This is a genomic window from Streptomyces nymphaeiformis, assembly GCF_014203895.1.
GTDB lineage: Bacteria > Actinomycetota > Actinomycetes > Streptomycetales > Streptomycetaceae > Streptomyces > Streptomyces nymphaeiformis.
Map to the genome: position 1 here is coordinate 355,389 of NZ_JACHJY010000009.1, position 15,071 is coordinate 370,459.

15 protein-coding genes are annotated in these 15,071 nt (G+C 71.9%); 3 read left to right on the forward strand and 12 right to left on the reverse strand.

Going from position 1 to position 15,071, the window contains the following annotated elements:
* Positions 1-317: 317 nt before the first annotated feature.
* Positions 318-1,646, reverse strand: coding sequence for a class I SAM-dependent RNA methyltransferase (locus tag GGE06_RS30260; RefSeq protein WP_184932332.1), 1,329 nt, complete (start codon positions 1,644-1,646; stop codon positions 318-320).
* Positions 1,647-1,747: 101 nt separating this feature from the next.
* The gene (locus GGE06_RS30265) at positions 1,748-3,799 is read right to left on the reverse strand and encodes an APC family permease (protein WP_116158401.1); all 2,052 of its coding nucleotides are present in this window, start codon (positions 3,797-3,799) and stop codon (positions 1,748-1,750) included.
* A 235-nt stretch (positions 3,800-4,034) separates the two neighbouring features.
* On the opposite strand from GGE06_RS30265, the gene GGE06_RS30270 reads away from it, so the two are divergent.
* Positions 4,035-4,703, forward strand: a complete 669-nt coding sequence (locus GGE06_RS30270) for a potassium channel family protein (RefSeq protein ID WP_041131658.1) — start codon at positions 4,035-4,037, stop codon at positions 4,701-4,703.
* On the forward strand, positions 4,703-5,386 hold the full coding sequence (locus GGE06_RS30275) for a potassium channel family protein (protein ID WP_116158402.1): 684 nt from the start codon (positions 4,703-4,705) through the stop codon (positions 5,384-5,386). The genes GGE06_RS30270 and GGE06_RS30275 overlap by 1 nt, the downstream gene beginning before the upstream one ends.
* Before the next feature lie 128 nt (positions 5,387-5,514).
* On the opposite strand, the gene GGE06_RS30280 is transcribed toward GGE06_RS30275, so the two are convergent.
* The 8 genes from GGE06_RS30280 to GGE06_RS30315 all read right to left on the reverse strand — a co-directional run bounded on the left by GGE06_RS30280 (position 5,515) and on the right by GGE06_RS30315 (position 12,952).
* On the reverse strand, positions 5,515-6,264 hold the full coding sequence (locus GGE06_RS30280) for a DUF3159 domain-containing protein (protein WP_030687101.1): 750 nt from the start codon (positions 6,262-6,264) through the stop codon (positions 5,515-5,517).
* A 3-nt stretch (positions 6,265-6,267) separates the two neighbouring features.
* Entirely contained in the window at positions 6,268-6,666 is a 399-nt protein-coding gene (locus GGE06_RS30285) for an OB-fold nucleic acid binding domain-containing protein (RefSeq protein WP_015036728.1), read from the reverse strand.
* 69 nt (positions 6,667-6,735) lie between these two features.
* Complete coding sequence (locus GGE06_RS30290; protein ID WP_116158403.1) at positions 6,736-7,422, reverse strand: response regulator; 687 nt, start codon at positions 7,420-7,422, stop codon at positions 6,736-6,738.
* A gap of 84 nt (positions 7,423-7,506) precedes the next feature.
* A complete protein-coding gene (locus GGE06_RS30295; protein ID WP_116158404.1) occupies positions 7,507-10,053 on the reverse strand; it encodes a DUF4118 domain-containing protein in 2,547 nt (848 codons plus the stop codon).
* A 119-nt stretch (positions 10,054-10,172) separates the two neighbouring features.
* Positions 10,173-10,901, reverse strand: a complete 729-nt coding sequence (locus GGE06_RS30300; RefSeq protein WP_093878590.1) for an ABC transporter ATP-binding protein — start codon at positions 10,899-10,901, stop codon at positions 10,173-10,175.
* 194 nt (positions 10,902-11,095) lie between these two features.
* Positions 11,096-11,854 carry a DUF3710 domain-containing protein gene (locus GGE06_RS30305; protein WP_116158405.1) on the reverse strand — a complete coding sequence of 253 codons (759 nt, stop codon included), beginning with the start codon at positions 11,852-11,854 and terminating at the stop codon, positions 11,096-11,098.
* Between the two features lies 1 nt (position 11,855).
* Positions 11,856-12,368: a dUTP diphosphatase gene (gene dut, locus GGE06_RS30310; protein WP_116158406.1), complete on the reverse strand. Its 513-nt coding sequence runs from the start codon at positions 12,366-12,368 to the stop codon at positions 11,856-11,858.
* On the reverse strand, positions 12,368-12,952 hold the full coding sequence (locus GGE06_RS30315) for a PaaI family thioesterase (protein ID WP_116158407.1): 585 nt from the start codon (positions 12,950-12,952) through the stop codon (positions 12,368-12,370). Before GGE06_RS30315 ends, dut begins: the two co-directional genes overlap by 1 nt.
* A 58-nt stretch (positions 12,953-13,010) precedes the next feature.
* On the opposite strand from GGE06_RS30315, the gene GGE06_RS30320 reads away from it, so the two are divergent.
* Positions 13,011-13,502: a DUF3093 domain-containing protein gene (locus GGE06_RS30320; protein ID WP_116158408.1), complete on the forward strand. Its 492-nt coding sequence runs from the start codon at positions 13,011-13,013 to the stop codon at positions 13,500-13,502.
* A 64-nt stretch (positions 13,503-13,566) separates the two neighbouring features.
* Here the strand turns inward: GGE06_RS30320 and GGE06_RS30325 are convergent, their stop codons facing one another.
* A complete protein-coding gene (locus GGE06_RS30325) occupies positions 13,567-14,616 on the reverse strand; it encodes a hypothetical protein (RefSeq protein WP_184932333.1) in 1,050 nt (349 codons plus the stop codon).
* A 12-nt stretch (positions 14,617-14,628) separates the two neighbouring features.
* A complete protein-coding gene (locus GGE06_RS30330; RefSeq protein WP_003955561.1) occupies positions 14,629-14,925 on the reverse strand; it encodes a DUF4193 domain-containing protein in 297 nt (98 codons plus the stop codon).
* Positions 14,926-15,071: the final 146 nt, after the last annotated feature.

Genomic DNA, 15,071 nt, shown 5'->3' on the forward strand with positions numbered 1-15,071 from the left:
CCCGCCCCCGACCTCGTCCGCTTCAGCAGCGAGCCGACCGTGGAACGGGGCATCGAGACCGACTGGCGCCTCCCCGCCGACGGCGACATGGCACGAGTGGCCGACGAACTCCGCCACCACCTCTCGGTCGTGGAAGGGGCCTGACTCGCTCCACCGGAGGGTAGGGCAGTGCACGGTGCTCGTCGGGCCTGGCCGACCCCCGAGCTTGACGCTCCATCAGAACGAGCGTCAAATGAGCGTCGCGAGCGTCATCTCAGCGTCGAGACATCGCCCGCAACGCCCACACCGCACAGACCGCGCACCCGCGAAACCGCAGGTCAGGCTTCCTTCTTCACCGGCTCCAGGATCGCCACGCACTCCACGTGGTGCGTCATCGGGAACAGGTCGAACGCCCGCAGCGTCCGCACCCGGTAGCCGCGGTCCGCGAAGTAGGCGAGGTCTCGGGCCAGGGCGGCCGGGTCGCAGGCCACGTAGGCGATGCGGCGGGCGCCGAGGCCGGCGAGGTGGTGGACGGTCTGCTTGCCGGCGCCGGCGCGCGGGGGGTCCAGGACGATGAGGTCGACCTCGGTGATGCCGGTGCGCGGGAGGACCGACTCGACCTTGCCCTGTTCGATGCGGACGCGCGGGAAGCCGGCCAGGTTGTGGCGGGCGTCCTCGACCGCGCGCTTGCCGGACTCGATGCCGAGGACCGCGCCCTGGTCGCCGACGCGGTCGGCGAGGGCGCCCGCGAAGAGGCCGACGCCGCAGTAGAGGTCGAGGGCCGTCTCGCCCTTGCGGGGGGTGAGGCCCTGCATGACGGCGAGCATCAGGGTCTGCGCGGCCTTGGGGTGGACCTGCCAGAAGCCGCCGCTGCCGACGCGGTAGGTGCGGTCGTCGGCGCGCTCACGGACGAAGGCGCGGCCGTGGACGCGGTGGACTCCGCCGTCCTTCTCGTCGACGCGCATGACCGAGACCGGCTTGTCCAGCTCCACCAGGGGGAGGCGGGCGCCGGGGCGGGGGGTGAGGATGACCTGGCGGTCGTTCGAGCCCGAGGCGGCGATGGCCTCGACGGAGGCCATGCCGGGCCAGTCGCGCTTCTCGATGCCCAGCTCCGAGACGCCCTCGGCGGCGATCATGCAGTGGTCGATGATCTCGACCTCGTGGGACCGGTGCTTGCGCAAGCCGGCGTGGCCCTCGGCGTCGACGGCGTACTGGACGCGGGTGCGCCACTGCGGGACCTCGCCCGAGGGGAGCTTGTCGCCCTCGGCCGGCATGACGGTGCCGTCCCAGCCGGCCTCCTCCGGGGTGAGCCCGGCCAGGCGCAGGAGCTGTTCCGCGATGACCTCGCCCTTGAGGCGGCGCTGGGCGCCCGGCTTGGCGTGCTGCCAGTCGCAACCGCCGCACTTTCCGGGGCCCGCGAAGGGGCAGGGGGCCTCGACGCGGTCCTTGGAGGCGTCGAGGATCTCGATCGCGTCGGCGCGCAGGAAGCGGGAGGTCTCCTCGCCCTCGGTGACCCGGACCCGGACGCGCTCGCCGGGCAGGGCGTGGCGGACGAAGAGGACCCGGCCGGCTTCCGTACGGGCGATGCAGTGGCCGCCGTGGGCGACCGGACCGACCTCTACCTCGTACTCCGCCCCGACCAGCGACGTAACAGGGGTGTTCTGCATGAGCGGGGACTCCAGGGAGAGGGGGAGATGGGGGAGATAGAGAGCGGGCTGCCGTTCCGGACCCGAGTCCGACGGCAGCCCACCAGTCTAGTTGCTGTTTCTCAGTTGTTCTTTGCGGCCGGTTCCTTCTGGCGCTTCTCCACCGGTCCGCGGCGGACGGAGCCCGGCGCGTTCCACTCCTGGCGCTTCCTGGCCCGCTTCTTCGCGGCCTCGGAGGACTGGAGCTGGTACGGGACGGAGGTGACCATCACGCCGGGGGTGAAGAGCAGGCGGCCCTTGAGGCGCAGGGCGCTCTGGTTGTGCAGCAGGTGCTCGTACCAGTGGCCGACGACGTACTCGGGGATGTAGACGGAGACGGCGTCGCGCGGGCTCTCGCGGCGTATGTTCTTCACGTACTCGATGACCGGCCGGGTGATCTCGCGGTAGGGCGAGTCGAGGATCTTGAGCGGCACGTTGATGCCGCGCCGCTCCCACTCCTCCTTGAGCGCCTTGGTCTCCGCGGGGTCGACGTTCACCGTGAGCGCTTCCACCTCGTTGGCGTGCAGCAGCTTGGCGTAGGCCAGGGCGCGCAGGGTCGGCTTGTGGAGCTTGGAGACGAGGACGAGCGAGCGGACCCGGGAGGGGCGCACGTACTCGTCGGGGCGTTCCTCCGCGGCGGCGATCTCGTCGGCCACGGAGTCGTAGTGCCTGCGGATCGCGGTCATCGTCCCGTAGAAGATCACCATGCCGAGCAGGGCGACCCAGGCGCCGTGCGTGAACTTGGTGGCGAGGACGACGACGAGGACGAGGCCGGTGAAGAAGGCACCGAAGGCGTTGATCGCGCGGGAGCGGATCATGTGGCGGCGCTTGGCCGTGTCGCGCTCCGCCGCCAGGTGCCGGTTCCAGTGCCGGACCATGCCGATCTGGCTGAGCGTGAAGGAGACGAACACGCCGACGATGTAGAGCTGGATCAGCCGGGTGGAGTCGGCTCCGTAGACCCAGACGAGGAGGGCTGCGGCGCCGGCGAGGAGCACGATGCCGTTGGAGAAGGCGAGGCGGTCGCCGCGGGTGTGCAGCTGGCGCGGGAGGTACCGGTCCTGGGCGAGGATCGAGCCGAGGAGCGGGAAGCCGTTGTACGCGGTGTTGGCGGCCAGGAAGAGGACGAGCGCGGTGGCGGCGGCGAGGACGACGAAGAAGAACGTTCCGTCGCCGAAGACGGCGGCCGCGACCTGGGAGATCACCGGGTCCTGGACGTAGCCCGCGCCGAGCGGGACGCCGTTGTGCAGCAGGTCCTCGCCCGGGTTCTCGGCCATCCGGACGTCGGTGGCCATGGCCAGGAAGATGATGCCGCAGAACATGGTGACGGCCAGGCCGCCCATGAGCGCGAGCGTGGTGGCGGCGTTCTTCGACTTCGGCTTGCGGAAGGCGGGGACGCCGTTGGAGATGGCCTCGACGCCGGTGAGGGCGGCACAGCCGGAGGAGAACGCCCGCAGCAGCAGGAAGACCAGCGCGAAGCCGGCCAGGCCCTGGTGCTCGGCCTTGATCGTGAAATCGGCGGTGGGGGCCTTCATGGTCTCGTCGAGGACGATGCCCTTGTACGCGCCCCAGATGATCATGATGAAGACACCGGCGACGAAGACGTACGTCGGGATCGCGAAGAGGCTGCCCGACTCCTTCACCCCGCGCAGGTTCATCAGGGTGAGCAGCACGATGACGCCGACCGCGCAGGCCACCTTGTGCTCGACGACGAAGGGGATCGCCGAACCGAGGTTCTCGATGCCCGAGGCGATCGACACGGCGACGGTCAGGACGTAGTCGACGAGCAGCGCGCTCGCGACGGTGAGTCCGGCCTTCGGCCCGAGGTTGGTGGTGGCGACCTCGTAGTCGCCGCCGCCGCTCGGGTACGCGTGCACGTTCTGCCGGTACGACGCGACCACCGTGAACATCAGGACGACGACCGCGAGCGCGATCCACGGGCTGAAGTGGTAGGCCGACAGGCCGGCGACGGAGAGGACGAGCAGCACCTCGCCGGGCGCGTACGCCACCGAGGACAGCGGGTCGGAGGCGAAGACGGGGAGGGCGATCCGCTTCGGGAGAAGGGTCTCTCCCAGCTTGTCGCTGCGCAGGGCCCGCCCGATCAGGATCCGTTTGGGCACGTCGGTCAGTTTGGACACGGAGAGGATCGTAAGCGTTCGAAAAGAGCCACGCGCACCGGCACCCCCGATCCGCACCGAATCTCCCTGAGTACCACCTCCGGTGCGGTCCTCGCCAGCGTTGCCGCTTAAGCTCGGACCGGGCGACCCGTCAGGGCGTCGTCCGCCACGGCCCGGGCCGATCGGGCGAGGAAAGTTGTGAGCAGGGTGTATTCGCAGGTCAGCAAGGCGATCAGGAGTGCGGGGTAGCGGGGACGTGCACATCGTCATCATGGGCTGCGGGCGAGTGGGAGCCGCTCTCGCGCAGACCCTCGAACAGCAGGGGCACACCGTCGCGGTCGTGGACCAGGACCCGACGGCTTTCCGCCGCCTGGGCTCGGGCTTCGGCGGCCGGCGGGTCACGGGCGTGGGCTTCGACCAGGACACGCTGCGTGAGGCCGGGATCGAGGAGGCCGGTGCCTTCGCCGCGGTGAGCAGCGGCGACAACTCCAACATCATCGCGGCGCGGGTCGCGCGCGAGATGTTCGGCATCGAGAACGTGGCGGCGCGGATCTACGACCCGCGTCGCGCCGAGGTGTACCAGCGCCTCGGGATCCCGACGGTCGCGACGGTCCGCTGGACCGCCGACCAGATGCTCCGCCGGCTGCTGCCCTCGGGCGCGGAGCCGCTGTGGCGCGACCCGAGCGGTGGCGTGCAGCTCGCCGAGGTGCACACCTCCCCTGCGTGGATCGGCCACAAGGTGAGCCGGCTCCAGGAGGAGACCGGCGTCCGCGTCGCCTTCCTCACCCGACTGGGCGAAGCGATTCTGCCGACCTCGCAGACGGTGCTCCAGGAAGGCGACCTGGTGCACGTGATGATGCGTACGGACGAGATCGCGAAGGTCGAGGCGGCCTTCGCCGAGGGTCCCGAGGAGGGCGGTCACTGATGCGTGTCGCTATTGCGGGCGCGGGTGCGGTGGGCCGGTCCATCGCGGGCGAGCTCCTGGAGAACGGCCACGAGGTCCTGCTCGTCGACAAGGCGCCGACCGCCATCTCGGTGGAGCGGGTGCCGCAGGCGGAGTGGCTGCTCGCCGACGCCTGCGAGATCACCTCGCTGGACGAGGCGGCGCTGCAGCGCTGCAACGTGGTCATCGCGGCGACCGGTGACGACAAGGTGAACCTGGTCGTCTCGCTGCTCGCCAAGACCGAGTACGGCGTGCCGCGTGTGGTCGCCCGGGTGAACAACCCGAAGAACGAGTGGCTGTTCAACGAGGCCTGGGGCGTGGACGTGGCCGTCTCGACGCCGCGCCTGATGTCGGCCCTGGTCGAGGAGGCGGTGAGCGTCGGCGACCTGGTCCGGCTGCTGCGCTTCAGCCACGGCGACGCGAACCTGGTCGAGCTGACGCTTCCGCCGGAGTCGGCGGTCGCCGGCACGGCCGTCGGGGACGTGGCCTGGCCGCAGGACACCTCGCTGGTGACGATCATCCGCGGTTCGCGGGTGCTGACGCCGAGCGCCGAGGAGACCCTGGAGGCCGGCGACGAGCTGCTGTTCGTGGCCGCGCAGGCCCGCGAGGAGCAGCTGGAGGACCTCCTGCAGGTCCGCCGCGAGGGCAGCGGCACGGAGGCCTGACGCTCCGGAGTGCGTACGAGTACCGCTCCGGAGCGCGTACGAGTACGGGGAAGGGCCCGGACCTGTTCGTCAGGTCCGGGCCCTTCCGCGTACCGTCCCGGGCTTCGGGGGCTTCCCCGTGCGCCGGCTCAGGCCTCCGGGTGGCGCTGCGCGGCCGCGGCCGCCTTGCGCTCCTTCTCGGCGCGCTCCTCGGCCTCCATCTCGGCGAAGACGTCGATCGGCGCCGGGGCCTTCGCGAGGAACACCCAGGTGAGGTAGACCGCGAGCAGGAACGGCGGGATCTTCAGGGCGACGAGGACCCAGCCGAACTTGGTGGTGTCGGCCCACCAGTACATCGGGAAGAGGATCGCGCACTTGCCGAGCAGGATCAGGCCCCAGGCCCAGCTGGCCTTGGTGTACGCCTTCTTGCGGCCCGGGTTGCGGGTGCGCCAGGAGAGGTTCTCCTTGAAGACCGGGCCGAGGATCAGGCCGATCAGGGGCACTCCGGCGAGCGCGGTGATGATGTACGCGAGGGCGAGGCCGAGCGTGTAGAGCATGCCCGGCAGGTAGAAGTCCTTGGCGTTGCCCGTCATCATCGCGAAGACCACGCCGAAGGCGACGCCGAAGACGCCGCTGAAGGCGTGCTTGACGGTGTCCCGCCGGATCAGCCGGACGGCCACCAGGACCAGCGAGACCGCGAGCGCGGCGATCGCCGAGACGTGCAGGTCCTTGTTGATCGTGAAGATCGTGACGAACAGCAGGCCGGGCAGGACCGTCTCGATCATGCCCCGCAGACCGCCGAAGGCCTCGAAGAGCGCGGCCTCGGTCACGGCCTTGTCCGCCTGGGCGTCCTGGTCCGGGGTCGACCGGTCCGCGGTCGGCTTGTCGAGGGACGTCACCGGCTACTCCTGTCCGAGCGGTCGGAGCTCGTATTTGGGGTTGAAGAGGACCCGCCGGCCGTGGCTCATGGAGATCCGGCCGGAGGCGATCAGCTTGCGGCCCGGTTCGATGCCCACGATGGAGCGCCGACCGAGCCACACGACGTCGAGCGGTGCCGTGCCGTCGAAGAGTTCGGCCTCCAGCGCGGGCACACCGGCCCGGGGACGCAGCGTGACCGTGCGCAAGGTACCAGTCACCTTGACTATCTGTCGGTCGGAGCAGTCGGAGATACGCGTGCACCCCGAGGCCTCGGCGTCCTCCTGGAGCTCCTCCGACTCCAGGTCCTCCGGCGAGGAGGAGAGCCGGTCGAGCATCCGGCGGAACCGTCCGGCCGGCTTCTCTGTACGCGGTGCAGCACTCATACAGAAAGCGTACCGGCCGCCGCCGACGCCGGCGGCGGCCCCGGACCACCCGTCCGTACGGCCCCCGTTTCAGCGTTCGAAGCGGTACCCCATGCCCGGTTCGGTGACGAAGTGGCGCGGGTGGGAGGGGTCGGTCTCCAGCTTGCGGCGGAGCTGCGCCATGTAGACCCGGAGGTAGTTGGTCTCCGTGCCGTACGAGGGTCCCCAGACCTCCTGGAGCAGCTGCTTCTGGCTGACCAAACGGCCGCTGTTGCGGACGAGGACCTCCAGGAGGTGCCACTCGGTGGGGGTGAGCCGGACGTCGCGCCCGTCGCGGTGCACCTTCTTCGCGGCCAGGTCGACGGTGAAGTCCTCGGTCTCGACCACGACGACCCCGTCCTCGGCGCCGCCGACGGGCTCGGCGCGGCGCACGGCGGCGCGCAGCCGGGCGAGCAGCTCGTCCATGCCGAAGGGCTTGGTGACGTAGTCGTCGGCGCCCGCGTCGAGCGCCTCGACCTTCTCGTCGGAGGTCTGCCGGGCGGACAGGACCAGGATCGGCACCCTCGTCCAGCCGCGCAGGCCCTTGATGACCTCGACGCCGTCCATGTCGGGCAGTCCGAGGTCGAGGACGACGACGTCGGGATGGCGTTCGGCGGCGAGCCGGAGGGCGGTGGCGCCGTCGGGCGCGGCGTCGACCTCGTACTTCCGCGCCTTCAGGTTGATCACCAGGGCGCGGACGATCTGCGGCTCGTCGTCGACCACGAGGACCCGGGTCATGGAGGGGGCCTGCCTTCTTCGTCGTATCGGTGGGTACGGAGGTGGGTGCGGCTGTGCTCACGGGCGCGGGTACGGGCCCGGCGGTCAGGTCACGGCGTGGGCCGGGAGGTCGGCGGGCGGGGCCTGGGGGCCGCCCGGCGCGGCGCGCAGGGTGAGGACCATCGTGAGGCCGCCGCCGGGGGTGTCCTCGGCTCCGAGCGTCCCGCCCATGGCCTCCACGAAGCCGCGGGCGACCGCGAGGCCCAGGCCGACGCCGGCGCCGCGCGGGGCGTCGCCGAAGCGCTGGAAGGGCTCGAAGATGCCCTCCTTGGCCTCGTCGGGGACGCCGGGGCCGCGGTCGGTGACCCGCAACTCGACCCGCGCGCCCAGGGCGCTGGCGGCGACGGCGACGGGCACGCCCCCGGGGCTGTACTTCACGGCGTTCTCCACGATGTTGGCGACGGCCCGCTCCAGGAGGCCCTTGTCGACCTCGACCATGGGCAGGGTCTCGGGGATGTCGAGCTCGGCGCTGCCGTCCGGCACTCCCCCGAGGGCCATGGGGACGACCTCGTCGAGGTCGACCGCACGGATCAGGGGGGTGACGGTGCCGGTCTGGAGGCGGGACATGTCCAGGAGGTTGCCCACGAGGTGGTCCAGGCGGTCGGCGCCGGCCTCGATGCCCTCCAGGAGCTCGGCCCGGTCCTGTTCGGACCAGTCGACGTCGTCGGAGCGGAGCGAGGAGACGGACGCCTTGATGCTCGCGAGCGGGGTCCGCAGGTCGTGGCTGACGGCGGCGAGCAGGGACGTGCGGATCTTGTTGCCCTCGGCCTGCTTCCTGGCCTCCTCCGCCTCGTCGACGAGCCGCTGCCGGTCGAGGACGACCGCGGCCTGCGCCGCGAACGCGCCGAGCACCCGCCGGTCCTCGGCGGGCAGCACCCGGCCGCTCAGGGCGAGCGCCAGGTGGTCACCGACCGGCATGTCCACGTCGGCGTCCTCCGGCCGGGCCGCCGGGTGGGGGCCGACGCTGGCCGCCCTGGTCCACGGCTCGATCTCGTCCGCGCGCTCCAGAAGGGCCACGGACTCCATCGAGAAGGTCTCGCGGACCCGTTCCAGGAGGGCGTCCAGGCTCGTCTCGCCGCGCAGCACGCTGCCGGCGAGGTAGGAGAGCACCTCCGCCTCGGCGCGCAGCCGGGCGGCCTGATGGGTGCGCCGGGCGGCGAGGTCGACCACGGAGGCCACCGCCATCGCGACGCCGAAGAAGACGGCGATGGCGACGATGTTCAGGGGGTCGGCGATGGTCAGCCGGTGGAGGGGCGGGGTGAAGAACCAGTTGAGGAGGAAGGAGCCGACGGCCGCCGAGGCGAGCGCGGGGAGGAAGCCGCCGAGGAGGGCCGCGCCGACCGTCAGGGCGAGGAAGAGCAGCATGTCGTTGGCGAGGCCGAGATCGGCGTCGACGTGCGTGAGCAGCAGGGCCAGGCAGACCGGGCCGGCGACGCCGACGAGCCAGCCGCCGAGGATCCGGGAGCGGCCGAGGCGGGCTCCGCGCGCGACCGGCAGGCCCCGGCCCTTGGCGACCTCGCCGTGGGTGACGATGTGGACGTCGAGGTCGGGTCCCGAGTCGCGGGCCACGGTCTGGCCGACGCCGGGGCCGAGCACGTACTGCCAGGTCCTGCGGCGGCTGGAGCCGAGGACGATCTGGGTGGCGTTGACCCCGCGGGCGAATTCCAGGAGCGCGGAGGGGATGTCGTCGCCGATGACGTGGTGGAACGTTCCGCCGAGGTCCTCGACGAGGGTCCGCTGGACCGCCAGCTCCTTCGGGGAGGCGGCGGTGAGCCCGTCGCTGCGGGCGATGTAGACGGCGAGGACCTCGCCGCCGGCGCCCTTCTCCGCGAGCCGGGTGGCGCGCCGTATGAGGGTGCGGCCCTCGGGGCCGCCGGTCAGGCCGACGACGATCCGCTCCCGGGCCTGCCAGGTCGAGCGGATGCCGTGCTCGCCCCGGTACTGCCGGAGGTACTCGTCGACCCGGTCGGCGGTCCAGAGCAGCGCCAGCTCGCGCAGGGCCGTGAGGTTGCCCGGGCGGAAGTAGTTCGACAGGGACGCGTCGATCCTGTCCGGCTTGTAGATGTTGCCGTGGGCCATCCGGCGCCGCAGCGCCTCCGGGGACATGTCGACCAGCTCGATCTGGTCCGCCCGGCGCACCACCTCGTCGGGGACGGTCTCCCGCTGGCGCACCCCGGTGATCGCCTCGACGACGTCTCCGAGGGACTCCAGGTGCTGGATGTTCACGGTGGACACGACGTCGATGCCGGCCGCGAGGAGCTCGGCGACGTCCTGCCACCGCTTGGGGTTGCGGGAGCCCGGCACGTTCGTGTGGGCGAGCTCGTCGACCAGCGCGACGGCGGGACGGCGGGCGAGGACGGCGTCGACGTCCATCTCGGTGAAGGTCGCGCCCCGGTGCTCCAGGGTGCGGCGCGGGACCGTCTCCAGGCCGTGCAGCATGACCTCGGTGCGCGGGCGGTCGTGGTGCTCCACGAAGGCCACCACGCAGTCCGTGCCGCGCTCCACCCGGCGGTGGGCCTCGGACAACATGGCGTAGGTCTTGCCGACGCCCGGCGCCGCGCCGAGGTAGATCCGAAGCTTGCCGCGTCCCATGGCTCGACCATATCTCCAGCCAATCGGACATTCCGCGCACGGGGAGAGGCCGGGGCCGGTATTGACGTGATCCTGATGTGCCCCGCGACCTGCTCCGCCGCCGACGCGCCCCCCGCGCGTCAGTGCTCGATGATCTCGCCGTCGCTCAGCTCCAGGACCCGGTCCGCGAGGCCGAGCAGCTGGGGGTCGTGGGTGGCGACCAGGGCCGTGCAGCCCTCGCTGCGGACCACCGCGCGCAGCAGCTGCATGACGGCGAGGCCGGTCTCCGCGTCCAGCTGGCCCGTGGGCTCGTCGGCTATGAGCAGCGCCGGCTTGTTGGCGAGGGCGCGGGCGATGGCGACGCGCTGCTGCTGGCCGCCGGAGAGCTCGCCCGGCCGCTGGTTCGCGTGGTCGGCGAGGCCCACGAGCCCGAGCATCAGGGCGACCCGCTCCTCGCGCTCCTTGGGGTCCGTCTTGCGCAGCCGCAGGGGCACGCCCACGTTCTCGGCGGCGGAGAGGATCGGGAGCAGGCCGAAGGACTGGAAGATGAAGCCGATCCGGTCGCGGCGCAGCTCCAGGAGCCCGCTCTCGCCGAGCGTGGAGAGGTCGGTGCCGTCGATGACGATCCGGCCGCCGTCGGCGGTGTCGAGGCCGCCCACGAGATTGAGCAGGGTCGTCTTGCCGGAGCCCGAGCGGCCCTTGAGCGCGACGAGCTCGCCGCGCGGGATCTCGAAGGAGACGCCGCGCAGGGCGTGGACGGCGGCCTCGCCCGTGCCGTACGAGCGGCGCAGGCCCTCCACACGGACCATCGGCGGTCCGGCCGGGTCCTCGACGACGGCCGTGGCGGACCTGGTGCTGCTCTCACTCATCCCGTACTCCCCCTCCTCGATCATCTGCGCCGCCAGTATGGTCCGCGGCCGTGCCCGAGGACCAGAGCCGGGGCCAGGACCTGTGGAAAACGGCCCGCGGCCTCCTTGCCGGACCGCGGGCCTGGGGAAAACGGCCGGTGGGCCGCTTCCCGTACGAGAGGTACGGGAAGCGGCCCACCGGTGTTGCGTGGGGATCAGCGGATCTCGGAGATCTCCGGGCCGCGCTGGAGCTGGCCCATGCCGCCGGAGAAGCGGGAGTTCTCCTGCTCCTCCTGCTGCACGCCGTCCGGCACCATCTGCGCGTCGTTCGGCAGCTTGAGGACGATCGGGTCGCGCGGGGCCATCGGGCCGTCGCCGCGGACGACCACGGTGTCCCGGACGATCTGCTCCAGGAGGCCGGCGGCCTCGGGCTGGACCGCGCCCTGCCCGGAGATCACTCCGCGCAGGAACCAGCGGGGTCCGTCGACGCCCACGAAGCGGACCAGCTGCACGCCGCGGTTGCCGTCCGGCAGCTGCACCGGGACCTGCGCCCGCAGCTCCCAGCCGAGCGGGCCCTCGACCTCGTCGATGGCGCCGCCCTGCTGGACGATGCCCGTGGCGATCTCGTCGCGGACCTCGCCCCAGATGCCCTCGTTCTTGGGCGCGGCGAAGGCCTGCAGCTGTACGGCGCTGTCACGCAGGACGACGGTGGCCGCGACGATCGCGTCGCCCGCCACCTCCACCCGCAGTTCCATGCCCTCGACTCCGGGCACGAAGATCCCGCCGAGGTCCACGCGGCCCTCGTCGGGCTTGGCGACCTCGGAGATGTCCCAGGGCCCGTCGGGCCGGGGCGCCGGCGGAAGGTTCACGCGGCGCGGCGCGGCCGCGTCCTCGTCCTCCACCGCGTCGACGACCTGCTCGGCCTCGCTCGCCGCGTCCTCGGCGGCACCGCTCTTCTTGCGACGTCCGAACACGTCACTGTCCTTCCCGGTCGGATACGACCGAAGCGTATCGATTCCCACCCGTTGTGCCGTCCACGGCGGCATGACCGCCGGTGGACCCGAAGCCCCCCTCGGCCCGCGCCGACCCGGGAAGCTCCGCCACCTCGTGGAAGCGGACCTTCTCGACCTGCTGGACGACAAGTTGGGCAATCCGATCGAATCGTTCGAACCGCACGTCCTCGCGCGGGTCGAGATTGACCACGATCACCTTGATCTCTCCACGGTACCCGGCATCCACCGTCCCCGGGGCATTCACGAGCGCCACTCCGCATCGGGCGGCGAGACCGGAGCGCGGGTGCACGAAGGCCGCGTACCCGTCCGGCAGGGCGATGGAGACCCCGGTGGGCAGCACGGCGCGCTCGCCGGGGGCGAGGACGACCGCCTCGGTGGTCACGAGGTCGGCCCCGGCGTCGCCGGGATGCCCGTAGGCCGGGATCGGCACCTCCGGGTCCACTCGCCGGATCAGTACGTCGACGGGGTTGCGCATCAGGGGTTCACCTCGAAGGCGCGGGCGCGCCGGACCTGGTCGGGGTCGGACATGGCGGCCTGGATCTCCTCCTGGCGGCCGTTGTCGATGAAGTGGTCGACCTTGACCTCGATGAAGAGGGCGTCGGCGCGGACGGCGACGGGGCCCTCGGGCCCGCCGATCCGTCCGACCGCGGTCGAGTAGATCTTGCGGCCGTGCACGGCGGTGACGGCGGCCTCCAGGTGGAGCACGGTGCCGACCGGGACGGGCCGGGCGAAGTCGGTCTCCAGGCGTCCGGTCACGGCGATGACCCGCAGCAGCCAGTTCAGGGAGCCGAGGGTCTCGTCGAGCGCGGTGGCGAGCACGCCGCCGTGCGCGAGGCCGGGGGCGCCCTGGTGGTCGGAGGTCACCGTGAACTCGGCGGTGACGGTCACGCCCTCGCCCGCGCGCGCTTCCAGGTGGAGGCCGTGGGGCTGCCCGCCGCCGCACCCGAAGCAGTACTCGTAGTGCGCACCGAGCAGCTCGCCGGGGGCCGGCGCGTCGGGGTGGCGTACCGGCGGTATGGCGTCGGCCGGCGGGGTGAGGGCGGCAGATGTTGCAGTCACAGCCGCAGACCTTACCCGCGCGGATGGGCGCAGGTCGCGCCGTGCCAAGCTTGGACGCATGCAGCCTTCCGCACCGTCCCCGGCCTCCTCCCCCGCTCCCTCCGCCGCGCCGCGCTTCGACGAGCGGCTGACGGCGCCCCGCTCGTGGTGGGTGATCGTCGGTCTGCTCGGTCTGTCCGGCGGCCTGATCATGTTCCCGCTGGGCACGGTCCCGATGCTGGGCGGCCTGATCGTGGCGGCGGTGGTCGCAGGTGTGGCGGTCTCCTCGTACGGCTCCGCCCGGATCCGGGTGGTTTCCGGTTCGCTGGTGGCGGGCGACGCGCGGATCCCGGTGGAGGCGCTCGGGGCGGCCGAGACGCTCGACGCGGAGGAGGCGCGCGCCTGGCGGACGTACAAGGCGGACCCGCGCGCGTTCATGCTGATGCGCAGCTACGTGCCGAAGGCGGTACGGGTCGAGGTGACGGACCCGGCGGACCCGACGCCGTACGTGTACCTGTCCAGCCGCGAGCCGGAGGCGCTGGTCGCGGCCCTGGAGGCGGAGCGCGCCTGACCCGAGCGGGCCTGACCCGAGCAGGCTCGTTCGGAGCGCGCCCCATCCGGCGCGCCCTCCGGCGTCAGAAGCCCAGTTCCTTCGGGTTCTCGGGCTGCTCCAGCGGTGGCAGCTCCGGGAGTGCGTCCCAGGGGATCTGGCGGCGGCGCAGGTCCTTGCGGATGTGCGCGGCGAGTTTCTTGGTGTCGCGGCGGTTCATGACGGCGCCGACGGCGGCGCCCACCATGAAGGGCATGAGGTTCGGCAGGTTCCGCATCATGCGTTTCATGATCTGCTGGCGCAGTTCGCGCTTGAGCTGACCGCCGAGTGCGGCGTTGACCGTGGTGGGCTTGGTGGGCTCGATGCCCCGCTCCTCGGTCCACGAGGTCAGATAGGCCATCGAGCGCTGGGTGAGCCGGCCGGGGGGCCGCAGCCCGTAGACCTCGTGCAGCTCGGCGATGAGCTTGATCTCCACGGCGGCGACGCCGGTGATCTCGGCCGCCAGCTCGGCGGGCATGGCCGGGGCCACGGGGAGCATGGCGGCGGCGCCGACGCCCGCACCCACGGTCGAACTCGCGTTCGCCGCGCCTGCGACGAGTTTGTCGGCGATCTCCTCGGGGCCGAGCCCGGGGAACTGTCTGCGCAGGGTCGCCAGGTCGCGGACGGGGATCCGCGGGGCGAGGTCGATCAGCCGGTCGGCCAGGTAGCCGAGGCCGGCCTTGGCGCCGTCCCCGCTGCGCCTCACGCCCTGCCGGACGCCCTGTGTGACGCCGCGCCGGACGGCGTCGATCCGGTCGGAGTCGATCCTGATCCGGTCGAGCTGGGCCCGCGCGGGGTTGGCCAGCCGCCTGACGGCGCCGAAGCGTCCGCCCTGCCACGATGCGGCCGGGGCTTCGGTCGCTTCCTGCCGGACCGGCAGGCGCGCCGGATCCGTCTCGGCGATCTCGATGACTGCTTCGAGCGAGGCCGGGAGGCCTCGCTCGTCGTCACGTGCGCCGAGGGAGGGCAGCGAGGCGGTGGGCTCGGCTTCAGGTGCCTCCAGGGCGCCCTCTGCCGGGCCTGAGCCGCCCTTGTGCGTCTCCGAGCTCCTGGGGAGCCGCAGACGCCGCTTCCGGGACGGTGTGTCGCCTGCCACGGCCGAGCGGTCTCAGTCGCAGTCGCGGCAGATCGGCTGGCCGTTCTTCTCCCGGGCCAGCTGGCTGCGGTGGTGCACGAGGAAGCAGCTCATGCAGGTGAACTCGTCGGCCTGCTTGGGCAGGACCCGGACGGCCAGCTCCTCGTTCGAGAGGTCGGCGCCGGGAAGCTCCAGGCCTTCGGCGGCCTCGAACTCGTCGACGTCGACGGTCGAGGTCGACTTGTCGTTCCGGCGGGCCTTCAGTTCCTCAAGGCTGTCCGAGTCGACGTCGTCGTCGGTCTTGCGTGGGGTGTCGTAATCCGTTGCCATGTCGCTCTCCCCCTCTGGGTGGTTGCGGTGTCTCCAGCGCACGTAACGCGTGAGAGGTCGGACTTGTGCCCGACCTGAGGCGGAGATTTTGCCTCACATCAAGGTCTGTTACTCAATCGACACCCGTCGGGCACTCTCGCGAGTGA

Bases quoted from the DNA above. Each gene is read 5' to 3' on its own strand.
- dut (WP_116158406.1), bottom strand. From the start codon at position 12,368: ATGCGCAACCCCGTCGACGTACTGATCCGGCGAGTGGACCCGGAGGTG.
- GGE06_RS30275 (WP_116158402.1), top strand. From the start codon at position 4,703: ATGCGTGTCGCTATTGCGGGCGCGGGTGCGGTGGGCCGGTCCATCGCG.
- GGE06_RS30285 (WP_015036728.1), bottom strand. From the start codon at position 6,666: ATGAGTGCTGCACCGCGTACAGAGAAGCCGGCCGGACGGTTCCGCCGG.
- GGE06_RS30320 (WP_116158408.1), top strand. From the start codon at position 13,011: ATGCAGCCTTCCGCACCGTCCCCGGCCTCCTCCCCCGCTCCCTCCGCC.
- GGE06_RS30295 (WP_116158404.1), bottom strand. From the start codon at position 10,053: ATGGGACGCGGCAAGCTTCGGATCTACCTCGGCGCGGCGCCGGGCGTC.
- GGE06_RS30330 (WP_003955561.1), bottom strand. From the start codon at position 14,925: ATGGCAACGGATTACGACACCCCACGCAAGACCGACGACGACGTCGAC.
- GGE06_RS30290 (WP_116158403.1), bottom strand. From the start codon at position 7,422: ATGACCCGGGTCCTCGTGGTCGACGACGAGCCGCAGATCGTCCGCGCC.
- GGE06_RS30260 (WP_184932332.1), bottom strand. From the start codon at position 1,646: ATGCAGAACACCCCTGTTACGTCGCTGGTCGGGGCGGAGTACGAGGTA.
- GGE06_RS30300 (WP_093878590.1), bottom strand. From the start codon at position 10,901: ATGAGTGAGAGCAGCACCAGGTCCGCCACGGCCGTCGTCGAGGACCCG.